This is a genomic window from Pelomonas candidula, assembly GCF_043555985.1.
Classification (GTDB): Bacteria; Pseudomonadota; Gammaproteobacteria; order Burkholderiales; family Burkholderiaceae_C; genus Pelomonas; species Pelomonas candidula.
The window spans coordinates 1-18,583 of record NZ_JBIGIC010000023.1; the positions used below are offsets into that span (position 1 = coordinate 1).

Annotated in this window: 15 protein-coding genes and 1 tRNA gene; 2 read left to right on the forward strand and 14 right to left on the reverse strand. The window is 67.1% G+C overall.

What is annotated here, in order from left to right:
- Positions 1–244: 244 nt before the first annotated feature.
- The 12 genes from ACG04R_RS27370 to ACG04R_RS27425 form a co-directional block, all read right to left on the reverse strand.
- A tRNA-Pro gene (locus ACG04R_RS27370) sits at positions 245–321 on the reverse strand.
- 59 nt (positions 322–380) lie between these two features.
- Positions 381–905 (reverse strand): MerR family transcriptional regulator, encoded by a 525-nt coding sequence (locus ACG04R_RS27375; RefSeq protein WP_394417603.1) that lies wholly within the window; start codon positions 903–905, stop codon positions 381–383.
- 35 nt (positions 906–940) lie between these two features.
- The gene (locus tag ACG04R_RS27380) at positions 941–1,309 is read right to left on the reverse strand and encodes an integration host factor subunit alpha (RefSeq protein WP_394417606.1); all 369 of its coding nucleotides are present in this window, start codon (positions 1,307–1,309) and stop codon (positions 941–943) included.
- 17 nt (positions 1,310–1,326) lie between these two features.
- Complete coding sequence (gene pheT / locus ACG04R_RS27385; RefSeq protein WP_394417609.1) at positions 1,327–3,768, reverse strand: phenylalanine--tRNA ligase subunit beta; 2,442 nt, start codon at positions 3,766–3,768, stop codon at positions 1,327–1,329.
- A gap of 18 nt (positions 3,769–3,786) precedes the next feature.
- Positions 3,787–4,830, reverse strand: coding sequence for a phenylalanine--tRNA ligase subunit alpha (pheS, locus tag ACG04R_RS27390; RefSeq protein ID WP_394417612.1), 1,044 nt, complete (start codon positions 4,828–4,830; stop codon positions 3,787–3,789).
- A gap of 115 nt (positions 4,831–4,945) precedes the next feature.
- Entirely contained in the window at positions 4,946–5,302 is a 357-nt protein-coding gene (gene rplT / locus ACG04R_RS27395; RefSeq protein WP_025564000.1) for a 50S ribosomal protein L20, read from the reverse strand.
- Positions 5,303–5,331: 29 nt separating this feature from the next.
- On the reverse strand, positions 5,332–5,535 hold the full coding sequence (gene rpmI / locus ACG04R_RS27400) for a 50S ribosomal protein L35 (protein WP_009517525.1): 204 nt from the start codon (positions 5,533–5,535) through the stop codon (positions 5,332–5,334).
- Between the two features lie 120 nt (positions 5,536–5,655).
- Positions 5,656–6,201, reverse strand: a complete 546-nt coding sequence (infC, locus tag ACG04R_RS27405; protein WP_394417744.1) for a translation initiation factor IF-3 — start codon at positions 6,199–6,201, stop codon at positions 5,656–5,658.
- A gap of 69 nt (positions 6,202–6,270) precedes the next feature.
- A complete protein-coding gene (gene thrS / locus ACG04R_RS27410; protein ID WP_394417617.1) occupies positions 6,271–8,178 on the reverse strand; it encodes a threonine--tRNA ligase in 1,908 nt (635 codons plus the stop codon).
- Positions 8,179–8,358: 180 nt separating this feature from the next.
- Positions 8,359–9,450, reverse strand: coding sequence for a patatin-like phospholipase family protein (locus ACG04R_RS27415; RefSeq protein ID WP_394417747.1), 1,092 nt, complete (start codon positions 9,448–9,450; stop codon positions 8,359–8,361).
- Positions 9,451–9,475: 25 nt separating this feature from the next.
- Positions 9,476–11,713, reverse strand: a complete 2,238-nt coding sequence (locus ACG04R_RS27420) for a TonB-dependent receptor plug domain-containing protein (RefSeq protein ID WP_394417620.1) — start codon at positions 11,711–11,713, stop codon at positions 9,476–9,478.
- 155 nt (positions 11,714–11,868) lie between these two features.
- Positions 11,869–14,190 carry a Tex family protein gene (locus ACG04R_RS27425; RefSeq protein ID WP_394417623.1) on the reverse strand — a complete coding sequence of 774 codons (2,322 nt, stop codon included), beginning with the start codon at positions 14,188–14,190 and terminating at the stop codon, positions 11,869–11,871.
- A gap of 166 nt (positions 14,191–14,356) precedes the next feature.
- Here ACG04R_RS27425 and ACG04R_RS27430 point away from each other — a divergent pair, with 166 nt between their 5' ends.
- Together ACG04R_RS27430 and ACG04R_RS27435 are read left to right on the forward strand one after the other, a co-directional pair.
- Positions 14,357–15,241: a hypothetical protein gene (locus tag ACG04R_RS27430; protein ID WP_394417626.1), complete on the forward strand. Its 885-nt coding sequence runs from the start codon at positions 14,357–14,359 to the stop codon at positions 15,239–15,241.
- The gene (locus ACG04R_RS27435; protein WP_394417629.1) at positions 15,238–16,419 is read left to right on the forward strand and encodes a hypothetical protein; all 1,182 of its coding nucleotides are present in this window, start codon (positions 15,238–15,240) and stop codon (positions 16,417–16,419) included. The genes ACG04R_RS27430 and ACG04R_RS27435 overlap by 4 nt, the downstream gene beginning before the upstream one ends.
- A gap of 13 nt (positions 16,420–16,432) precedes the next feature.
- Here ACG04R_RS27435 and ACG04R_RS27440 read toward each other — a convergent pair whose 3' ends face one another.
- Both ACG04R_RS27440 and ACG04R_RS27445 read right to left on the reverse strand, forming a co-directional pair.
- On the reverse strand, positions 16,433–17,674 hold the full coding sequence (locus tag ACG04R_RS27440; protein WP_394417631.1) for a BaiN/RdsA family NAD(P)/FAD-dependent oxidoreductase: 1,242 nt from the start codon (positions 17,672–17,674) through the stop codon (positions 16,433–16,435).
- 20 nt (positions 17,675–17,694) lie between these two features.
- Positions 17,695–18,582 (reverse strand): SDR family oxidoreductase, encoded by an 888-nt coding sequence (locus ACG04R_RS27445; protein WP_394417634.1) that lies wholly within the window; start codon positions 18,580–18,582, stop codon positions 17,695–17,697.
- Position 18,583 lies beyond the last annotated feature (1 nt).

Genomic DNA, 18,583 nt, shown 5'->3' on the forward strand with positions numbered 1-18,583 from the left:
CGACGAGGCGGGCTGACCGAGCTCAGCGCTACAGTTGTCCACAGCCGGCGTCAGCCGATGCCGGCCCCAAGCCCTGGGTCAAAGTTCAATCGGCAGGGTGGGTCAAATTTAGATCGGCGCCAACACCAAGGCAGCTTTTCGCCGGTATCCCCATGGGTATCCCCATGAACGACATTCTGAAGCGGGCAAAGAAAAACGGCTTAGCTGCCGAAGCTGCTAAGCCGTTGTTCTATAAGGAAAAAAATGGTCGGGACGGCGGGATTCGAACTCGCGACCCCTTGCACCCCATGCAAGTGCGCTACCAGGCTGCGCTACGCCCCGACTGAGCCAGAAAGTATAACCCAGGATTCCGCCTTCTCCCGGCGAAATCGAACAAACTTTCAGAGCAGGCTGGCGCGAATCGCCAGCAACTCGGTGCGAATCTGCTCCAGTGACGTGATCGGCTCGACGGCCAGGACCGGCAGCGTGATGGATGCCTCGGCAGCCTTCAGCGGCTGCGCGTGCGAAACCTGGCCGCGTGCCGCCGGCACGTGTGCCAATTCTGTGGGGACAACGAGATCACCCTCATCGTCCGGTGCGCCATCGTCCAATGCGTCCAGCGCCTGGGCTGCTTCGGCCTCGTCGCGGAAGTTCTGCGCCGAGGCAGGGGGCAGGCCTTCGCTGAGCTGATTGCGTGCCCCGCTGATCGTGAAGCCCTGGTCGTAGAGCAGATCGCGGATGCGGCGGATGAGCAGTACCTCGTGATGCTGGTAGTAGCGACGGTTGCCGCGCCGCTTCATGGGCTTGAGCTGGCTGAACTCCTGTTCCCAGTAGCGCAGCACATAGGGCTTCACGCCGCAAAGATCGCTCACCTCACCAATGGTGAAGTAACGTTTGGCGGGTATGGCGGGAAGCGCCTTTTCCATTGCAAATCAACAAGTTCGCGAGGGGAGGGCAGACTCTACTCGAAGTCTTCCCCGGCAGGCGTATCGCCTTGCACTGCCCCCTTGAGTTTGTGGCTGGCGTGAAAAGTCACGACATTTCGGGCCTTGATGGGGATCGATTCGCCGGTCCGTGGGTTGCGACCCGGGCGCGGCGCCTTGCGGCGGATGTTGAAGTTGCCGAAGCCCGATAGCTTCACGTCCTGACCCTTGACGAGGCTGTCATGCAGGATGTCGAAGAAGGCCTCGACCATGTCCTTGGACTCGCGCTTGTTCAGGCCGAGCTTGTCGAACAGCAGTTCAGCCAGTTCGGCCTTGGTCAGCGTGGGCGTCTCGAGGCTGCCGATGACGACGGCAGCCGCGTCTTTCTTGGTGTCGTTGGCGTCCATGGGTTCTCGTTCTCCGGTCAGCCGCGCAGGCGGGCGCCGAGTTGGCTGGTTGCCGCGGCGACGATGGCGGCAACGGCGGCCTCGATGCGTTCGTCGGTCAGCGTGGCTTCGTCATCCAGCAACTCCAGGCGCACGGCCAGGCTGCGCTCGTCGGCCTGCAGGTCGGTCGTGGCACCGGCCGCGGGCTTGAAGACGTCGAACAGCTTGGCTGAGCGCAGCAGCGCGCCGCCGGTGGCCGAGATGGCGGCCATCAGCGCGTCGTGGCTGACGCTGTCCTTCACGACCAGGGCCAAGTCGCGCTGCACGGCCTGTTGGCGGGGCAGCGGGCGGCCTTGCGGCAGCGTGCGGGTCAGGGCGGCCTCCAGTTCCAACTCGAACACGATGGGCGCGCCACCGCTGATCTCGTAGGCCTGGCGCCAGCGTGGGTGCAGTTCGCCGATGACGCCGATGACGGCGCCGTTCAGGCTGACGCGCGCGCTGCGGCCCGGGTGCAGGGCCGGGTGCTCGGTGGCTTCGAAGCTCAGCGTCTGCGGCGCGAACAGCGCTTCAAGGTCGCCCTTGACGTCGAAGAAGTCGACGGCACGGTCCTTCTGGCTCCATTGCTGCTGATCGGCTGGGCCCCAGGCGAGGCCGCCCAGTCGCAGCGGCTGCTCGATGCCGGCAACCGACAGCGGGCCGTTGGCGACCGAGGCGTCGCGCTTGAACACGCGGCCCAGTTCGAACACGCGCACGCGCGTTGCGCGACGCGCCTGGTTGTGGCGCAACACCTGCACCAGGCTGCCGATCAGGCTGGTGCGCATGACCGACAGCGGCGCCGCGATGGGATTCAGCAGCTTGATCGGGTCGGTGACGCCGGCCAGTTCGCGCTCCCAGCGCTCTTCGACGAAGCTGAAGTTGATGGTCTCGAAGTAGTCGCGTGCGGCGACCGCGCGACGCAGTGCGTGCTTGGCCTGGCGTGATTCCGAACCCGTGCGGCCGACGATGGGGGCGAGCGGAGCGGTGGATGGCAGCGTCGGGTAGCCCATCACACGGATGACTTCCTCGATGAGGTCTTCCTCGATCTGGATGTCGAAGCGCCAGCTCGGCGGCGTCACCGTGATAACGCCGTCGGCTGTGGTGAACGGCAGGCCCAGGCGCGTGAAGACGCGTTCGCAGTCGGCCTGCATGACCGGCATGCCGATGACCTTGGCGGCGCGGGCGACGCGCAGGGCCACGGGCTTGCGCACCGGCACGTTGGGCGACTGGTCGTCCATCGGGCCGACCTGGGTGTCGGGGGTGCCACAGATGTCGAGGATGAGCTGCGTGATGCGCTCGATGTGCTCGACGGTGTGGGATGGGTCCACCCCGCGCTCGAAGCGATGGCCGGCGTCGGTCGAGAAGTTGTAGCGGCGGCCGCGGCCCATGACGGCCTCGGGCCACCAGAAGGCGGCTTCGACGTAGACGTTCTTCGTGCCGTCGGACACGGCGGTGTGGTCGCCGCCCATGATGCCGGCGAGGGACTCGACCTCGCGCGCATCGGCGATGACGCCGACCTTGTCGTCAACGGTGATGGTGTTGCCGTTCAGCAGCTTGAGCTGTTCACCGGCCTTGCCCCAGCGCACGACCAGCTCGCCGCTGATCTTGTCCAGGTCGAAGATGTGCGACGGGCGGCCGTACTCGAACATCACGTAGTTCGAGATGTCGACCAGGGCCGTCACCGAGCGCTGGCCGCAGCGCTCCAGGCGCTGGACCATCCAGGCGGGCGTCTTCGCGGCGGTGTCGATGCCCTTGACGATGCGGCCAGAGAAACGGCCGCACAGGTCGGTGGCTTCAATGCGCACGGGCAGCATGTCGTCCAGCGTCGGCTTCACGGCCCGGAACTCAGCCTTCAACAGCGGCGATCCAGTCAGTGCAGACACCTCGCGCGCGACGCCAAACACGCTCAGGCCGTGGCCCAGATTGGGTGTCAGCTTCAGTGTGAACAGCGTGTCGTCGAGGTTCAGGTGCTTGCGGATGTCTTCGCCGATGACTGCGTCTGCAGCGAGCTCCAGCAGGCCGCCGTGGTCTTCGCTGAGCTTGAGCTCGCGGGCCGAGCACAGCATGCCGAAGCTCTCGACGCCGCGCAGTTTGCCGACGCCAATCTTGAAGGGCTTGCCGTCTTCACCGGGCGGCAGCTCCGCGCCGACGGTGGCCAGCGGCACCTTGATGCCGACGCGGGCGTTGGGTGCGCCGCAGACGATCTGCAGCGGTTCCCCATTGTTGAACGCAGCGCCGGCGTTGACCTTGCAGACGCGCAGCTTGTCGGCATTGGGGTGCTGCTCGGCTTCGAGGATTTCGGCGACGACGATGCCGTGGAAGGGCGGCGCGACAGGGCGCAGCTCTTCGACTTCCATACCGGACATGGTCAGCAGCTCGGCGAGCTGTTGGGTGTTGAGCGGCGGATTACAGAACTCGCGCAGCCAGGACTCGGGGAATTGCATGGTCTTGTTCTTCTCGAATTACTTGAACTGGGCGAGGAAGCGCAGGTCGCCGTCGAAGAAGGCGCGCAGGTCGTTGACGCCATAGCGCAGCATGGCCAGGCGGTCGATGCCGGAGCCGAACGCGAAGCCGATGTAGCGCTCGGGGTCGAGGCCCATGTTGCGGATCACCTGCGGGTGCACCTGGCCCGAGCCGGAGACTTCCAGCCAGCGGCCCTTCAGCGGGCCGCTCTCGAACATGATGTCGATCTCGGCGCTGGGCTCGGTGAATGGGAAGTAGCTGGGCCGGAAGCGCAGCTGCAGCTGGTCGGTCTCGAAGAAGGCGGTGATGAAGTTCAGGTAGACCGCCTTCAGGTCCTTGAACGAAATGTTCTCGCCGACCCACAGGCCCTCGACCTGATGGAACATCGGCGAGTGGGTCGCATCGCTGTCGACGCGGTAGGTGCGGCCCGGCGCGATGACGCGGATCTCGGGCATCGTGTCCTGCCCTGCATAACGCTTGGCGTGGGCCTGGGCGTAGCGGATCTGCATCGGGCTGGTGTGCGGACGCAGATTCAGCCAACTGCCGTTCTCGTCTTTCATGTCGACGTAGAACGTGTCCTGCATCGAGCGGGCGGGGTGGTTCTCGGGGTTGTTCAGCGCCGAGAAGCTGTACCAGTCGGTCTCGATCTCGGGGCCGTCGGCGACGTCGAAGCCCATGGAGCCGAAGATGGCTTCGATGCGCTCCATCGCGCGCGTGATCGGGTGCAGGCCACCGGTGCCACGGCTGCGGCCGGGCAGGGTCACATCCAGCGCCTCGGCCTTCAGCTGCTTCTCCAACTCGGCGGCGGCCAGCGCGTCACGGCGGGCGGTCAGGGCGGTTTCGATGCCGACCTTGAGCTGGTTGATCTCTGCGCCGCGCGTCTTTTTCTCCTCGATGCTCAGCGCACCCAGGCCCTTCATCAGTTCGGTCACGCGGCCGGACTTGCCGATGTACTTGGCCTTGGCGTTTTCAAGCTCGGCAGGCGTGGGAGCGGCGGCGAAGTCAGCCTTGGCGGACTCCAGCAATGCGTCGAGATCAGACATTCGGAATTCGGAATGACAAGGGCGAAGCCCTTGCGTCGAAGACAAAAAGGGCCGGTCACAACGTGACCGGCCCCGAAAGTTTGCGTATCCCGACGCAAGTCGGGATGGACCGCAATCAGGCGAGCGCGGCCTTCACCTTGGCGAAGATGCTGGCGAAACCAGCCGGGTCATTGACGGCCAGATCGGCGAGGACCTTGCGGTCGATCTCGATCTGGGCCTTCTTCAGACCCGCCACGAACTTGCTGTAGGACAGACCCAGGCCACGCGAGGCGGCGTTGATACGGGCGATCCACAGTTGACGGAACACGCGCTTCTTGGTGCGGCGGTCACGGTAGGCGTATTGGCCCGCCTTCATCACCGCCTGCTTGGCGATGCGGAAGACGTTCTTACGACGACCGCGGAAGCCCTTGGCCAGGGCCAGGACCTTCTTGTGACGGGCGCGAGCGGTAACACCACGTTTGACGCGAGGCATATGTTTCTCCTTCTAGTCTTGGTGGTGGATTACAGGCCGGCGAAAGGCAACATCTGAGCCATGTGGCCCATGTTGGTTTCGTGCACGTTCACAGCGCCGCGCAGGTGACGCTTGTTCTTCGTGGTCTTCTTGGTCAGGATGTGGCGCTTGAACGCCTGACCGCGCTTGACGGTGCCACCCGGACGAACGCGAAAACGCTTTTTCGCGCTGCTCTTGGTCTTCATCTTGGGCATGTGAATGCTCCTTTTAAGTGTGTCCCTGGGGCGGTGACGGTGAGCCCATCACGCTTGTTGGCCTCAGGAGACTTGTGAACCGGCAGGTGACCAAACCTGCCGGTTAAACCTGTGTTGATCTCAGCGCTTTTTGGGCGCCAGGACCATGATCATCTGCCGACCTTCGAGCTTCGGCATGTTCTCGACGATCGCCACGTCAGCCAGTTCGTCGCGAATCCGCTCCAGCAGGCGCATGCCGATGTCCTGGTGCGTGATTTCGCGGCCCCGGTAGCGCAGCGTGACCTTGCCCTTGTCACCGTCTTCGGCAATGAAGCGGCGCAGATTGCGCATCTTGATCTGGTAGTCGCCTTCGTCCGTGCCCGGACGGAACTTGACTTCCTTGATTTCGATGATCTTCTGCTTGGACTTGGCTTCGGCAGCGCGCTTTTGTTCCTGGTACTTGAACTTGCCGTAGTCCATCAACCGGCAGACCGGCGGATTGGCGGTGGCAGAGATCTCGACCAGGTCCACGTCCAAGTCGCCCGCCATACGCAGGGCTTCCTGGATGCTGACGATCCCGATGGGTTCATTCTCGGGACCGTTCAGACGGACTTCGGGAGCCATGATTTCGCGGTTCAGACGGTGCTTGCGCTCCGGAATCGCGCGACGGTCGGCAAACGTAGCGATGGTGTGGACCTTTCAACGGGCCCCAAGGCGAGGGGCCCAAACAAAACAAATAGCGCCCGGACGGCTCTTTCAGACCTTGTTGGTGATGTCTGCGGAGATCCGGTTGAGGAAGTCCTGCAGGGGCATCACGCCGAGGTCCTGGTTGCCACGGGCGCGTACCGCAACGCTGCCATTCGCCTTTTCCTTGTCACCCACGACGAGGATGTACGGCAGCTTTTGCATGGAATGCTGGCGGATTTTATAGGTGATCTTCTCGTTGCGCAAATCGGCCGAGGCCCTAAGCCCTTGTTTTTGCAGCGATTTCACAATTTCACCCACGTAATCGGCCTGCGCATCCGTGATATTGGCGACGACAACCTGCGTCGGAGCCAGCCAGGTGGGCAGCGCGCCGGCGTGCTGTTCGATCAGGATGCCGATGAAACGCTCCAGGCTGCCGACGATGGCGCGGTGCAGCATCAGGGGGCGCTTGTGCTCGCCATCCTCGTCGACGAAGGCCGCATCCAGGCGCTCAGGCATGTTGGGGTCGACCTGGATCGTGCCGCACTGCCATTCGCGTCCGAGCGCGTCCTTCAGCGTGTATTCGATCTTGGGACCGTAGAAGGCGCCTTCGCCGGGCAGGTAGGTGAACTCGCAGCCGGACGCGCGCAGGCCTTCGGCTAGCGCATGCTCTGCTTTGTCCCAGCTCTCTTCGCTGCCGATGCGCTTTTCGGGGCGCGTCGACAGCTTGTAGATGATCTCGGTAAACCCGAAGTCCTTGTAGACCTTCTGCAGCAGTGCAGTGAAGGCAGTGACTTCGCCCTGGATCTGGTCTTCCGTGCAGAAGATATGGCCGTCGTCCTGCGTGAAGCCGCGCACGCGCATGATGCCGTGCAGGCCGCCCGTGGGTTCGTTGCGGTGGCACTGGCCGAACTCGCCGAAGCGCAGCGGCAGGTCGCGATAGCTCTTGACGCCCTGCTTGAAGATCAGGATGTGGCCCGGGCAGTTCATCGGTTTCAGCGCGTAGTCGCGCTTCTCCGACTCCGTCGTGAACATGTTCTCGCGGTACTTGTCCCAGTGGCCCGTGGCTTCCCACAGCGTCTTGTCCAGCAACTGCGGGCCCTTGACCTCCTGGTAGCCGTTGTCGCGGTAGACGCGGCGCATGTACTGCTCGACCTCCTGCCACACCGTCCAGCCCTTGGGGTGCCAGAAGACGACGCCGGGTGCATGCTCGTCGATGTGGAACAGGTCCAGTTCCTTGCCGAGCTTGCGGTGGTCGCGCTTCTCGGCTTCCTCCAGCATCGTCAGGTACTTCTGCAGGTCGTCCTTGGTCGCCCAGGCCGTGCCGTAGATGCGCTGCAGCTGCTCGTTGCGGTGGTCGCCGCGCCAGTAGGCGCCGGCCACTTTCATCAGCTTGAAGTGCTTGAGCTTGCCCGTGCTGGGCACGTGCGGGCCGCGGCACAGGTCTTCGAAGGCGCCTTCGGCGTACAGCGACACGTCCTGGTCGGCCGGGATGCTTTCGATGATCTCGGCCTTGTAGGCCTCGCCCTGGGTCTTGAAGTGGGCCACGGCCTCGTCGCGCGGCAGCACGCGGCGGACGACCTTCTCGTCCTTTCTGGCCAGCTCGGTCATCTTGGACTCGATGGCGGCCAGGTCTTCCGGCGTGAAGGGGCGCTTGTACGCGAAGTCGTAATAGAAGCCGTTCTCGATGACCGGGCCGATGGTGACCTGGGCCTCGGGGTAGAGCGACTTGACGGCGTAGGCCAGCAGGTGGGCCGTCGAGTGGCGAATCAGCTCCAGGCCATCGGCGTCCTTGTCGGTGACGATGGCGACGCTGGCGTCCTTGTCGATGACGTAGCTCAGGTCGACGACCTTGCCGTCGACCTTGCCGCCGAGGGCGGCCTTGGCCAGGCCCGTGCCGATGCTGGCGGCGACATCGCCGACCGTCAGCGCGGCGGGGTACTCACGGCGGGAGCCGTCGGGGAGTTGGATGGAAATCATGGGGTGCTCCGGGAGCGAGAAACAAAAAAGCGCGGCCACTTGCCGCGCTTGATTGGTGAAGTCCGAAAAGGACTGGCGTGACGAGCCGCGGCCGACTAGGTACCTGTGAAGGTGGTCGTAGTTCGCGGTGTCATAACCAGGGTGCCTTTCTCGCTCTTGTGAGGGGAGGGAGCGGCGATTCTAAAGCGGCAACGCCGAAATCGAGTCGCGCTGCGCCAACGAGGCGAATTCGTCGGCGAGTCGCTGACTCTCGGCCACAGCCACGTGCCAGCGGCGGCGGCGCTCGTCGGCGTCCAGCGTCATGAAGTCGTTGCGGTCCGGCAGCTTCGCGCCCGGCAGTTGGGCGATCCACGCCGGCGACGGGCACAGCAGCACGACGTTGTCGAGGAAGGCAGTCGAGCGGTGGCGGTGCTTGAGCGCCTTGTCCAGCCAGCCGGGGACGACCTGGCGCTGGAAGTGCGGGTACAGCACCAGCGGTGCGCCCGAGGCCTGCAGCGCGCGGTAGTCCAGGTGCAGGTGGTAGTCGGTGATGCCGCCGTCCCAGTACGCGCCGCGCGGCGCGCCGGGGAGGTCCTGCTGCGCGCGCAGCCAGAACGGGATGGAGCAGCTCGCGAGCAGCGCGCCACGGAGGTTGGCGCGCGACAGATGCACCTCGCGCGTCGTGAAATCGTTGAGCTTCAGCGGCAGGCGGTCGCGCGGGTCGGAGAAGACGACGCGCTCCAGGAAGCGGCCCAGCAGCGGACGCGACACGGCGTTGGCCGCGAATGCGCCGAGGTAGCCCAGCGGCGTGCGCAGCCGGCCTTCGCGCGCCAGCAGGCCCAGACCCTTGTTCTGGCCGCGCGACGTGACGACGTGCAGCCGGTAGCGTGGGTGCGCCAGCACGTCGGCCTCGCGGCCTTCGAAGATCTCCGCCAGGATCTCGCCGAAGCGCTGGCTGACGCCTTCGGGCCGCGGGCGCTTCTCGCCGGGCAGCACGTCGTATTCCTGCGTCACGTAGGCCTCGGCCATCGCGTTGAACGCGGTGGCGACTTCGCGATGCGCGAGGGCGGCGGTCGCCATGCGCCAGGCGCCGATGCTGGCGCCGACGAGGTGGATGGGGTGGCGGCTCGGCGCCAGCCAGTCGCCGAAGACGAAGCGATCCAGGCCGTTGAGGATCAGCCCTTTCGGGCCGCCGGCTGCGGCCGGGATCAGTCCGACGTCCTCAGCGCGCAGGCCCCGCTCGGCCAGCCGCGCCTGGGCGGCCGGACCGGCGTAGACCTGCAGTGCACCCAAGTTCATGCCGAGAAGATAGCCGGGATCAGAACTTGTGTTCCCAGTTCATCGCCCACCACGCCACGGGCTTGCGCTCGTTGAGGTTGTAGTCGGGCAGGCTGGCATAGGTCACCAGCGTGCCCTGCTTGGGCTGGAGCAGACCGTTGACGCTGAGCCGCACGCTGTCTTCCTTGCTGAGCTGCATGGCCGCGAAGGCGTCCAGCGAGCGCGATGCCAGCGACTCTTGGCTCGTCAGCGCGCTTTGCTGCACATCGAAGTTCGGGGCGATCTGCGCGCTGAAGCCCATGCTGATCGGCAGACTCTTCATGCGGTAGTCGGCACCGAAGTTGAACTGCCAGGGTTGCTGGCCTTCCAGCCGGTTGTTGGGGCCGGGGATGTCGCCGACCGAGGAGCGGTAGAAGTTCAGCGAGGCGCGCAGGCTGAGCGCCGTGGTGGGCTCGAACAGGCTCGGGAACAGCTCGGCCGCGCGGCCCTTGACCTCCAGTTCCAGACCTTGCGTCGTGGCCTTGCTGAGGTTGACCTGCGTGATGACCCAACGCTGCGTGGGGGCCCAGCTCACCGCCTGCAGGCGGGGGCGGTCGGTGCGGATCAGGTTGGTGATGCTGCGGTGGAACACGCCGATCGACACCAGGCCACCGGCGGGCAGGTAGCTTTCGTAGGCGAGGTCCAGGCCGGTCGCCAGCTCGGGCTTGAGGTTGGGGTTGCCGATGCGGTCGGGCGTGGACTCGGTGTTGACGACCACGTTGGGGCCGGTGACCGGGTAGTCGGTGTTGATCGTCGGGCGGGCGATGAGTTGCTGCACGTCCGGCGCCTTGTAGCTGCGCGTCAGGCTGCCGCGGATGAGGTCGCGGCCCTTGGGGTCGGGCTTGAAGTTCAGGTGCAGCAGCGGCGTCGTGACCTTGCTGGTGCTGTTGAACTCGCTGCCAGCCCCTTCGCTGACGGTCTTGATCTGCTCCTGGCGCACGCCGAAGTAGGCCGACCACTGCTTGTTGATCTCCCACTCGTCCTGCGCGTAGGCGGCGGTGCGGGTGATGACGGCGTTGAAGGGCAGCCCTTCAACGCCGGGCAGCAGGGGCTTGGTCGTGTTGGTGACCAGATCCGTTTCCACGGTGCTGCGGGTCTCGTCGCGCGTGCGGCGCTCCAGCTCGCCGCCCACCGTCACCGTGTGCGCTTCGCCGGCGTACTGGCTGTACTTGCCGGACAGCGTGGCGTTGCGGTTGCTGTTGTCGCCCGCGGTCACGCGTTCGATCACGGGCGTGCCGGCCTGGTTGCGGCCGTAGAAGTCGTAGTTGAAGTCCGCGCCGCCGCTACCCACGCCGGCGCGCAACTCGATGCGGCGGTCTTCGCCGAAGCGGTTGTTGTATTGCAGGTTGACGCGCTGCGCCGAGAAGGTGCCGCGGTTGTGGGTGCTGTCCAGCACGCTGGGCGGCAGCACGCTCTGGCCGGGCGTGGACTGCAGGATCTCCGTCGTGTTCTCGCCCTCGTTGCGGAACTGATTGGTCACGAAGAAGCCCTGCAGCGTCAGCGTCTCGTCGTCGCCCAGCTTCCAGTTCAGGCGCGGCGACATGTTGAAGCCGCGGCCGTGGGCGCGGTCCCAGCCGTTGCTGGTCAGGTGGGTGGCGCCGGCGTCACGCAGCCGGTCGCTGTCGGTTTCGTTGACGAAGTTCCATTGGTAGACCGAGATCGGCAGCACGAAGCCCAGGCCGCCGACGATGCGGTCGCCATAGGTGAAGCCGGCGTTGATGACGGGCTTTTCGCTCGAGTACGTCGTGCCGATGCGCAGGTCCTTCTGCACGACGCGTGGCGCGTCCTTCAGGATGATGTTCAGCGTGCCGGCGATGGCCTGGGCGCTCTGGTCGGCCGTCGGGGCCTTGGTCACCTCCAGGCGCTCGACCTGGGCGGGGTTCAGGTTGTCGAGGCTGAATCCCGGGGGCGCCGGCTCGCCGTTGACGAGGATCTGCGTGTAGGCGCCACCCAGGCCGCGCATGCGCAGCTGGCCACCGGAGACGTTGATGCCGGGCAGGCGCTTGAGCACGTCGGACAGCTGCGTGTCGCCGTACTTGTCCAGTTCCTCGCGACCGTAGAGCTGCTTGGCGATGGGCTCGCGGCGGCGCAGGTCGGTGTCGGTCTGCGTGCGCGTGACGGACACGCGCTCGAGCTGGTTGTTCTGCGTGGGCTGCGTGGCGGCGCGGTCGACCTCCTGCTGGGCCAGCACCAGGGCGGGGCAGAGCAGAAGCAGCGAGGCGAGGGCGGGGGTTTTCAATCGGGTCTCCGAGGATTCTTGGGCGGCGCGCACCATAACCAGCACATCGAGTGGCCACAGCCCTGCTGCGACCGGATGCGGTTTGCGGTACGTCAATCGACGGCAACGTGCCGCGCGGCGCGCATGTTGACAGCGCGCCTTGCGGATAACGAAGGTCAGCGTTTGAGCTTCGCGAAGGCCGCTGCCATCGCATTGCCACCTGCGGGTGCTTGCGATTCGCGCGGGCCGCGCTCGTTGCGGGCCGCAGGCCGGTAGCTGTTGTCCTGCTTCGGGCCGCGCGGCGCCTGCGCATCTAGCTTCATCGTCAGCGAGATGCGCTGGCGGGCCAGATCCACCTCCAGCACCTTGACCTTGACGATGTCGCCGGTCTTCACGACCTCGCGGGCGTCGTTGACGAACTTGTTGCTCAGCTGGCTGACGTGGATAAGCCCATCCTGGTGCACGCCGAGGTCGACGAAGGCGCCGAACTGCGCGACGTTGCTGACCGTGCCTTCGAGCAGCATGCCCGGCTGCAGGTCCTTCACGTCCTCGACGCCGTCGTTGAAGCGGGCGACCTTGAAGTCCGGGCGCGGGTCGCGGCCGGGCTTCTCCAGCTCGGCCAGCACGTCCTTCACGGTGATGAGGCCGAAGCGCTCGTCCGCCAGCAACTCGGGCTTGAGGGCGCGCAGCACCTCGCTGCGGCCGATGATCTCCTCGGCCGGGCGCTTCAGCAGGCCCAGGGCCTTCTCGACGATGGGGTAGGTCTCGGGGTGCACGCCGCTGAAGTCCAGCGGGTTGTCGCCACCGCGGATGCGCAGGAAGCCGGCCGACTGCTCGAAGGTCTTGGGGCCCAGGCCCGTCACGTCCAGCAGCTGCTGGCGGTTGCGGAAGGCGCCGTTGGCGTCGCGCCAGCGCACGATGCTGCTGGCGACCGAGGCCGACAGCCCCGACACGCGAGCCAGCAGCGCCTGCGAGGCGGTGTTGAGGTCCACGCCGACCTTGTTCACGCAGTCCTCGACGACGGCGTCCAGCGCGCGGGCCATCTCGCTCTGGTTCACGTCATGCTGGTACTGGCCGACGCCGATGCTCTTGGGGTCGATCTTGACCAGCTCGGCCAGCGGGTCCTGCAGGCGGCGGGCGATGGACACGGCGCCGCGCAGCGACACGTCGAGGTCCGGCAGCTCCTTGGAGGCAAACTCGCTGGCCGAGTAGACCGACGCGCCGGCCTCGCTGACGACGACACGCTCGATCTGCACGTTGGCGTCCAGCGCCTGCAGCTTCTTGATGAGCTCGCCGGCCAGCTTGTCGGTCTCGCGGCTGGCGGTGCCGTTGCCGATGGCGATGAGGTTGACGCCATGCGTCGCGCACAGCTTGGCCAGCGTGTGCAGCGAGCCGTCCCAGTCGCGACGCGGCTCGTGCGGGTAGACGGTGGCCGTGTCCAGCACACGGCCGGTGTCGGACACCACGGCCACCTTGACGCCGGTGCGGATGCCCGGGTCCAGTCCCATGACGACGCGCTTGCCGGCGGGTGCTGCCAGCAGCAGGTCGCGCAGGTTCTCGGCGAAGACCTTGATGGCGGTCGCCTCGGCGGCCTCGCGCAGGCGGGCGAACAGGTCGCGCTCCAGGCTCAGGCTCAGCTTGACCTTCCAGGTCCAGCCAACGGTCTTGCGGATCAGTGCGTCGCTGGGGCGGTTGGCGTGGCGCCAGCCCAGGTGCGACGCGATGCGGCCCTCGGCCAGGCCGGGCTGGCCGGCGACGGGCTCTTCGTCCAGCACCAGCTTGGCGTCCAGCAGCTCCTGTGTGCGGCCGCGGAACACGGCCAGCGCGCGGTGCGACGGCACGGTCTTGATGGGCTCGGCGTAGTCGAAATAGTCGCGGAACTTGGCGTTGTCGGGCAGCTCGCCGTTCTTGCCGTCCATCAGCTTGGACTGGAACAGGCCTTCCTCCCACAGCCATTCGCGCAGCTTGCCCACCAGCACGGCGTCCTCGGCCCAGCGCTCGCTGAGCAGGTCGCGCACGCCGTCCAGCACGGCGAAGGTGTCCGCAAAGCCGGCCTCGGCGTTGAGGAACTTGGCGGCTTCCGCCTGCGGGTCCAGAGACGGGTCGGCGAACAGCGCGTCGGCCAGCGGCTCCAGGCCGGCCTCGCGGGCGATCAGGCCCTTGGTGCGGCGCTTGACCTTGTAGGGCAGGTAGAGGTCTTCCAGCTCCTGCTTGGTCGGCGCGGCCTTGATGGCGGCTTCGAGCTCGGGCGTCAGCTTGCCCTGCTCGGCGATGGACTTCAGCACGGCCTCGCGGCGGTCGGCCAGCTCGCGCAGGTAGGCCAGGCGCGCGTCCAGCTCGCGCAGCTGGATGTCGTCCAGGCCGTCGGTGGCCTCTTTGCGGTAGCGGGCGATGAAGGGCACGGTGGCGCCACCGTCCAGCAACTCCACGGCGGCCTGCACCTGGGCGGGCCTGACCTTCAGTTCAGCGGCAATCTGGGAAACGATCAATTGGCTCAAAGCGGGGCTCGACGCAGGCGAAAAAGCCCATCATTTTTCCACACGGGTTTTCCTGTCGCCTGCATCCCGAGCGTCCGCGGCGTTTCTGCGGGTTACCGAGGGTTTGCCAGCGGCGGCTGCTCAATACAGTCCGCGGCGCAGTACCAGACAACAACAGGAGACAACGATGCGGAACATGCTTTCTCGCCGGTTTCTGATGGTGCTTGGCGCGGCCCTGCTGGCCGGCGCCGCCTGGGCGACGAACTACTCGCTGTGGATCAACGGCCGCACCGGTGGCGGTGTGGCCGGCAACTACGCCGACTTCACGTACTGGGGGCCGTCCTCGACGGCCGCCGGCGTCAACAAGAAGGCCGTCAACTGGGACGGCTACAACCACATCTCGGACCAGAACTACCTGATCCGCAACGCGCTGGACTGCTACTGCACCGGCAGCAACTGGTGCTACGTCGCCGCTCACAGCGCGGGCGACCTGATGATCGGCTACACGCTGTCGCTGTACGGCGGCAGCACGCGCTACAAGAAGAACGCCACGCCCGGCAGCGACGGCAGCTGCGCCAACAGCGACGGCTCGACGCAGACGGGCTGGAACATCAAGTGGGTGGACGTGGCCGCCGGCGCCGGTGGCGGCAGCGAACTGGCCAACGCGGGTGACTGGGCACTCAGCGAGCCGCTGGTCAGCGACCTCAAGACCGGCACGGCCCGCGCGATGTACGACCACAACAACACGCGCGCCAAGATGTTCTACATGTACGCCGGCGCCAAGGGCACGCTGTACTCCTTCATCCTGCCGGGCCAGGACGACGAGGCCGTGGCCTACCACTCGGCCGGTGGCGTGTCGGGCTCGGGCGGTGGCGCCTACTGCAACCCCAGCGACTGGTTCTGCAACGACCTGACGATGGGCACCGCGGTGAACGAGGGCGGCACGGCCAAGTGGAGCAACCACTCGGTCGTCTTCCGTGACGACAAAGAGGCCTACAACCACTACACCAACGGCAACTGGCAGGGCACCGTGGGCCTGGTGAGGGCCGACATGGTCACCAACGCGCAGTGAAGGCCACGCTCTGGCTGGCCGGGATCGTGCTGGCCGGCCTGCTCGCCTGGTGGGCCTGGCCGCGCGCGGCGGCACTGCCGGAGCCGGTTGCGGACAGCCGCCCCGCGCATCAGGCGCTGCCCGTGACGAAGCCGCAAGCTGCCGCCTTGCGACCTCAAGGGTCGCCGCTCACCGACGCCGCCATAGGCGCGCGCCTGGCGCAGCGCGAGGCGCTGCTGCAGCGTCTGGAGCGCGCCAAGGTGACGCTGGCCACCTACCGCGAGCAGACGCGCTATCCGCATGAGTCGCGGCCCATCGCCGAGCACCCGGACCAGGTGCGGCCATTCGCGCCCATACGCGAGCGCCTACCGCTGCGCTTCCCCGGCACCAAGGCCGCCGTGCCGGGCGTGCACATCCTGACCCAGCAGGACCGTGTCTTCATGAGCGGCGACGAGGTCGTCAAGGTCAGCGTCAGCGCGCAGGACGATGGTGGCCAGACGCTGCCGCTGCTGGTCACGCGCGCCGTGGCTTTCGACCTGCCCGACCCGCGACAGGCCGCCGGCCGGCCGCAGCTGGCGCTGGATTTCACGAGCTCCGGTGATGGCGTCTACAGCGCGCAGTTCCAGCCCTCGCAGACGGCTTTCGCCGACTTCGCCGGCACGCTGCGGCTGCAGGTCACGCTGAACCAGGACGGGCGCCAGGGTGTCGTCAACTTCGACGTCGTCTACCAGCCGGCGGTGCCCGCCGAGTGGGGCGTGATCACGGACCGCGTGGCCGACGGCTCGCTGGACTTCCTCGTCGGCCTGAACGTGAAGCAGTCCGGCCGCTACGTCGTCACCGCCCGCGTCGACGACGCGCAGGGGCAGCCGTTCGCGCTGGTCACGTTCAACGACGAACTGGGAACCGGTGCCCAGGTGGCGCGGCTGCGCGTGTTCGGCAAGCTGCTGCGCGACGGCGCGCCGACGATGCCGCTGCGGCTGCGCGACCTGCAGGGCTTCTTGCTGCTGCCCGATCGCTTCCCGGACCGCGCGATGCTGGCGCGCCGCGAGGGCGTCGTCTACCGTAGCGCCAGCTACGCGCTGAAGGCGTTCTCGGATGCCGAGTGGAGCAGCGAGGAGCGCGACCGCTACCTGGCTGAACTGGGCAAGGACGTGAGCCAGCTCGAAGACCAGGTCGCGCGGACCAGCGGTCCGCGCTGACGCGGTCGGGCCGTCAGAGCGTGGCGAGCAGGCCTTGCGCGGCCGCGCGGCCGCTGGCGAAGCAGGCCGTCAGCAGATAGCCGCCGGTCGGAGCCTCCCAGTCCAGCATCTCGCCGGCAACGAAGACGCCGGGCAGCGCGCGCAGCATCAGGCCGTCGGTCAGCGCCTCGAAGCGCACGCCGCCGGCGGTGCTGATGGCTTCGGCCACCGGGCGGGCGGCGTGCAGCGTCAGCGGCAGGTGCTTGAGCGCTGCGGCCAGTGTGGGCGCGTCGAGCATCTGCTCGCGGGTCAGCAGTTCGTGCAGCAGGCCCAGCTTCAGCGGGCTCAGGTGCAGGCGGCTCTTCAGGTGCGATGACAGCGAGCGGCTGCCGCGTGGGTGCTTCACGTCGGCCAGCACGCGCTCGGGTGTCAGCTGCGGCAGCAGATCCAGGTGCAGCTTGGCGCTGCCGTCACGCGCGATCTGCTCGCGCAGCGCGGCGCTGGCGGCGTAGACCAGCGAGCCCTCGATGCCGCTGGCCGTGATGACGAACTCGCCGGGGCGGGCGGCGAAGCCGGCCGTCTCCAGCGCCACCGGTTTGACGGGCTGGCCGGCGAACTCGGTCGCGAAGCGCTCGCTCCAGCCCGGCCCGCCGGCGTGGGCCGCCGTGGGGCCGACGTCGAAGCCGCAGTTGGCCGGCTGCAGCGGTGCGACGTCCACGCCACGCGCGGCCAGCCAGGGTGCCCAGGCGCCGTCCGAGCCGAGTTGCGGCCAGGACGCGCCGCCCAGCGCCAGCAGCGTGGCCCGGGGCGTGACGAGGCGTTCGCCGTCGGGCGTGTCGAAGCGCAGTGCGCCGTCGTCGGTCCAGCCGGTCCAGCGGTGACGCATCGCGAACTTGACGCCAGCCGCGCGCAGGCGCTGCAGCCAGGCGCGCAGCAGCGGTGCGGCCTTCAGATCCTTGGGGAAAACGCGGCCCGACGTGCCGACGAAGGTGTCGACGCCCAGCGCAGCCGCCCAGGCGCGCAGCGCGTCGACATCGAAGCCACGTAGCAGCGGGGCTATCTGCGCGGCGCGCGCGCCGAAGCGGCCGACGAAGGGCTCGAGAGGCTCGGAGTGCGTGAGGTTGAGGCCGCCCTTGCCGGCCAGCAGGAACTTGCGGCCGACGCTGGGCTTGGCGTCGAAGACGGTGACGGCCTGGCCCGCAGCGGCCAGCACCTCGGCGGCCATCAGGCCGGCGGGGCCGCCGCCGATGACGGCGATGGAAATCGGGGAACTCATGCCCCGATTGTCCCAGCCGCTTACTCAGCGCGCAGCTTGGCCTTCAGCGCCTCGCCGATCTCGGGCCGCGCGGCGTAGGGATCGGTGGGGTTGCGATGCAGCATCGCGTCTTCCATCCGCGTCTGCAGGCCGGCCAGCGCCTTGGGGTGGCTGAAGATCCAGAAGCGGTCGTTGTCGATGGCGTCGAACACCATGGCCGCCACATCCGCCGCGGTCAGCTTGCCGGAGGTCACGGCTTTGTCGGTCTGAGCCTGCGAGACCAACTGGCTCTGCGTGGGCTGGGCACCGGGCAGGTCGCCGGGCCGGTTGCGCTGGCTCTGGTTGATGCCGGTCGGCACGTAGAAGGGGCACAGCAGCGAGGCGTGGACCTGCTCCGTGACCATGCGCAGGTCATGGTGCAGCGTCTCGGTTAGCGCCACAACGGCGGCCTTGCTGACGTTGTAGACGCCGGACATCGGTGGCACCAGCAGTCCGGCCATGGAGGCGGTGTTGACGATGTGGCCCTGGTAGGCGGGGTCAACCTTCGCAGCGGCCAGCATCATCGGCGTGAACAGCCGCACGCCGTGCACGACGCCCATCACGTTGACGCCCATGACCCAGTCCCAGTCGGTGACGGCGTTCTCCCACACCAGGCCGCCCGAGCCGACGCCGGCGTTGTTGAAGACGAAGTGCGGCGCGCCGAAGCGTTCCTGCACGGCGGCAGCGAGCGCCTCCATCTGGTCGGCCTTGGCGACGTCGACGACGCGGGACAGCACCTCGACGGTCGTGAACTCGGCGGCGGCCTTCTCCAGCGCGTCGGCCTGCACGTCGACGAGGACGAGGTTCATGCCTCGTCTCGCGGCGAGGCGGGCGGTCTCCAGGCCGAAGCCGGAGCCGGCGCCGGTGATGATGGCGGTCTTCTGGGTCATG

Bases quoted from the DNA above. Each gene is read 5' to 3' on its own strand.
- ACG04R_RS27375 (WP_394417603.1), bottom strand. From the start codon at position 905: ATGGAAAAGGCGCTTCCCGCCATACCCGCCAAACGTTACTTCACCATT.
- ACG04R_RS27380 (WP_394417606.1), bottom strand. From the start codon at position 1,309: ATGGACGCCAACGACACCAAGAAAGACGCGGCTGCCGTCGTCATCGGC.
- pheT (WP_394417609.1), bottom strand. From the start codon at position 3,768: ATGCAATTCCCCGAGTCCTGGCTGCGCGAGTTCTGTAATCCGCCGCTC.
- pheS (WP_394417612.1), bottom strand. From the start codon at position 4,830: ATGTCTGATCTCGACGCATTGCTGGAGTCCGCCAAGGCTGACTTCGCC.
- rplT (WP_025564000.1), bottom strand. From the start codon at position 5,302: ATGCCTCGCGTCAAACGTGGTGTTACCGCTCGCGCCCGTCACAAGAAG.
- rpmI (WP_009517525.1), bottom strand. From the start codon at position 5,535: ATGCCCAAGATGAAGACCAAGAGCAGCGCGAAAAAGCGTTTTCGCGTT.
- thrS (WP_394417617.1), bottom strand. From the start codon at position 8,178: ATGATTTCCATCCAACTCCCCGACGGCTCCCGCCGTGAGTACCCCGCC.
- ACG04R_RS27430 (WP_394417626.1), top strand. From the start codon at position 14,357: ATGCGGAACATGCTTTCTCGCCGGTTTCTGATGGTGCTTGGCGCGGCC.
- ACG04R_RS27440 (WP_394417631.1), bottom strand. From the start codon at position 17,674: ATGAGTTCCCCGATTTCCATCGCCGTCATCGGCGGCGGCCCCGCCGGC.
- ACG04R_RS27445 (WP_394417634.1), bottom strand. From the start codon at position 18,582: ATGACCCAGAAGACCGCCATCATCACCGGCGCCGGCTCCGGCTTCGGC.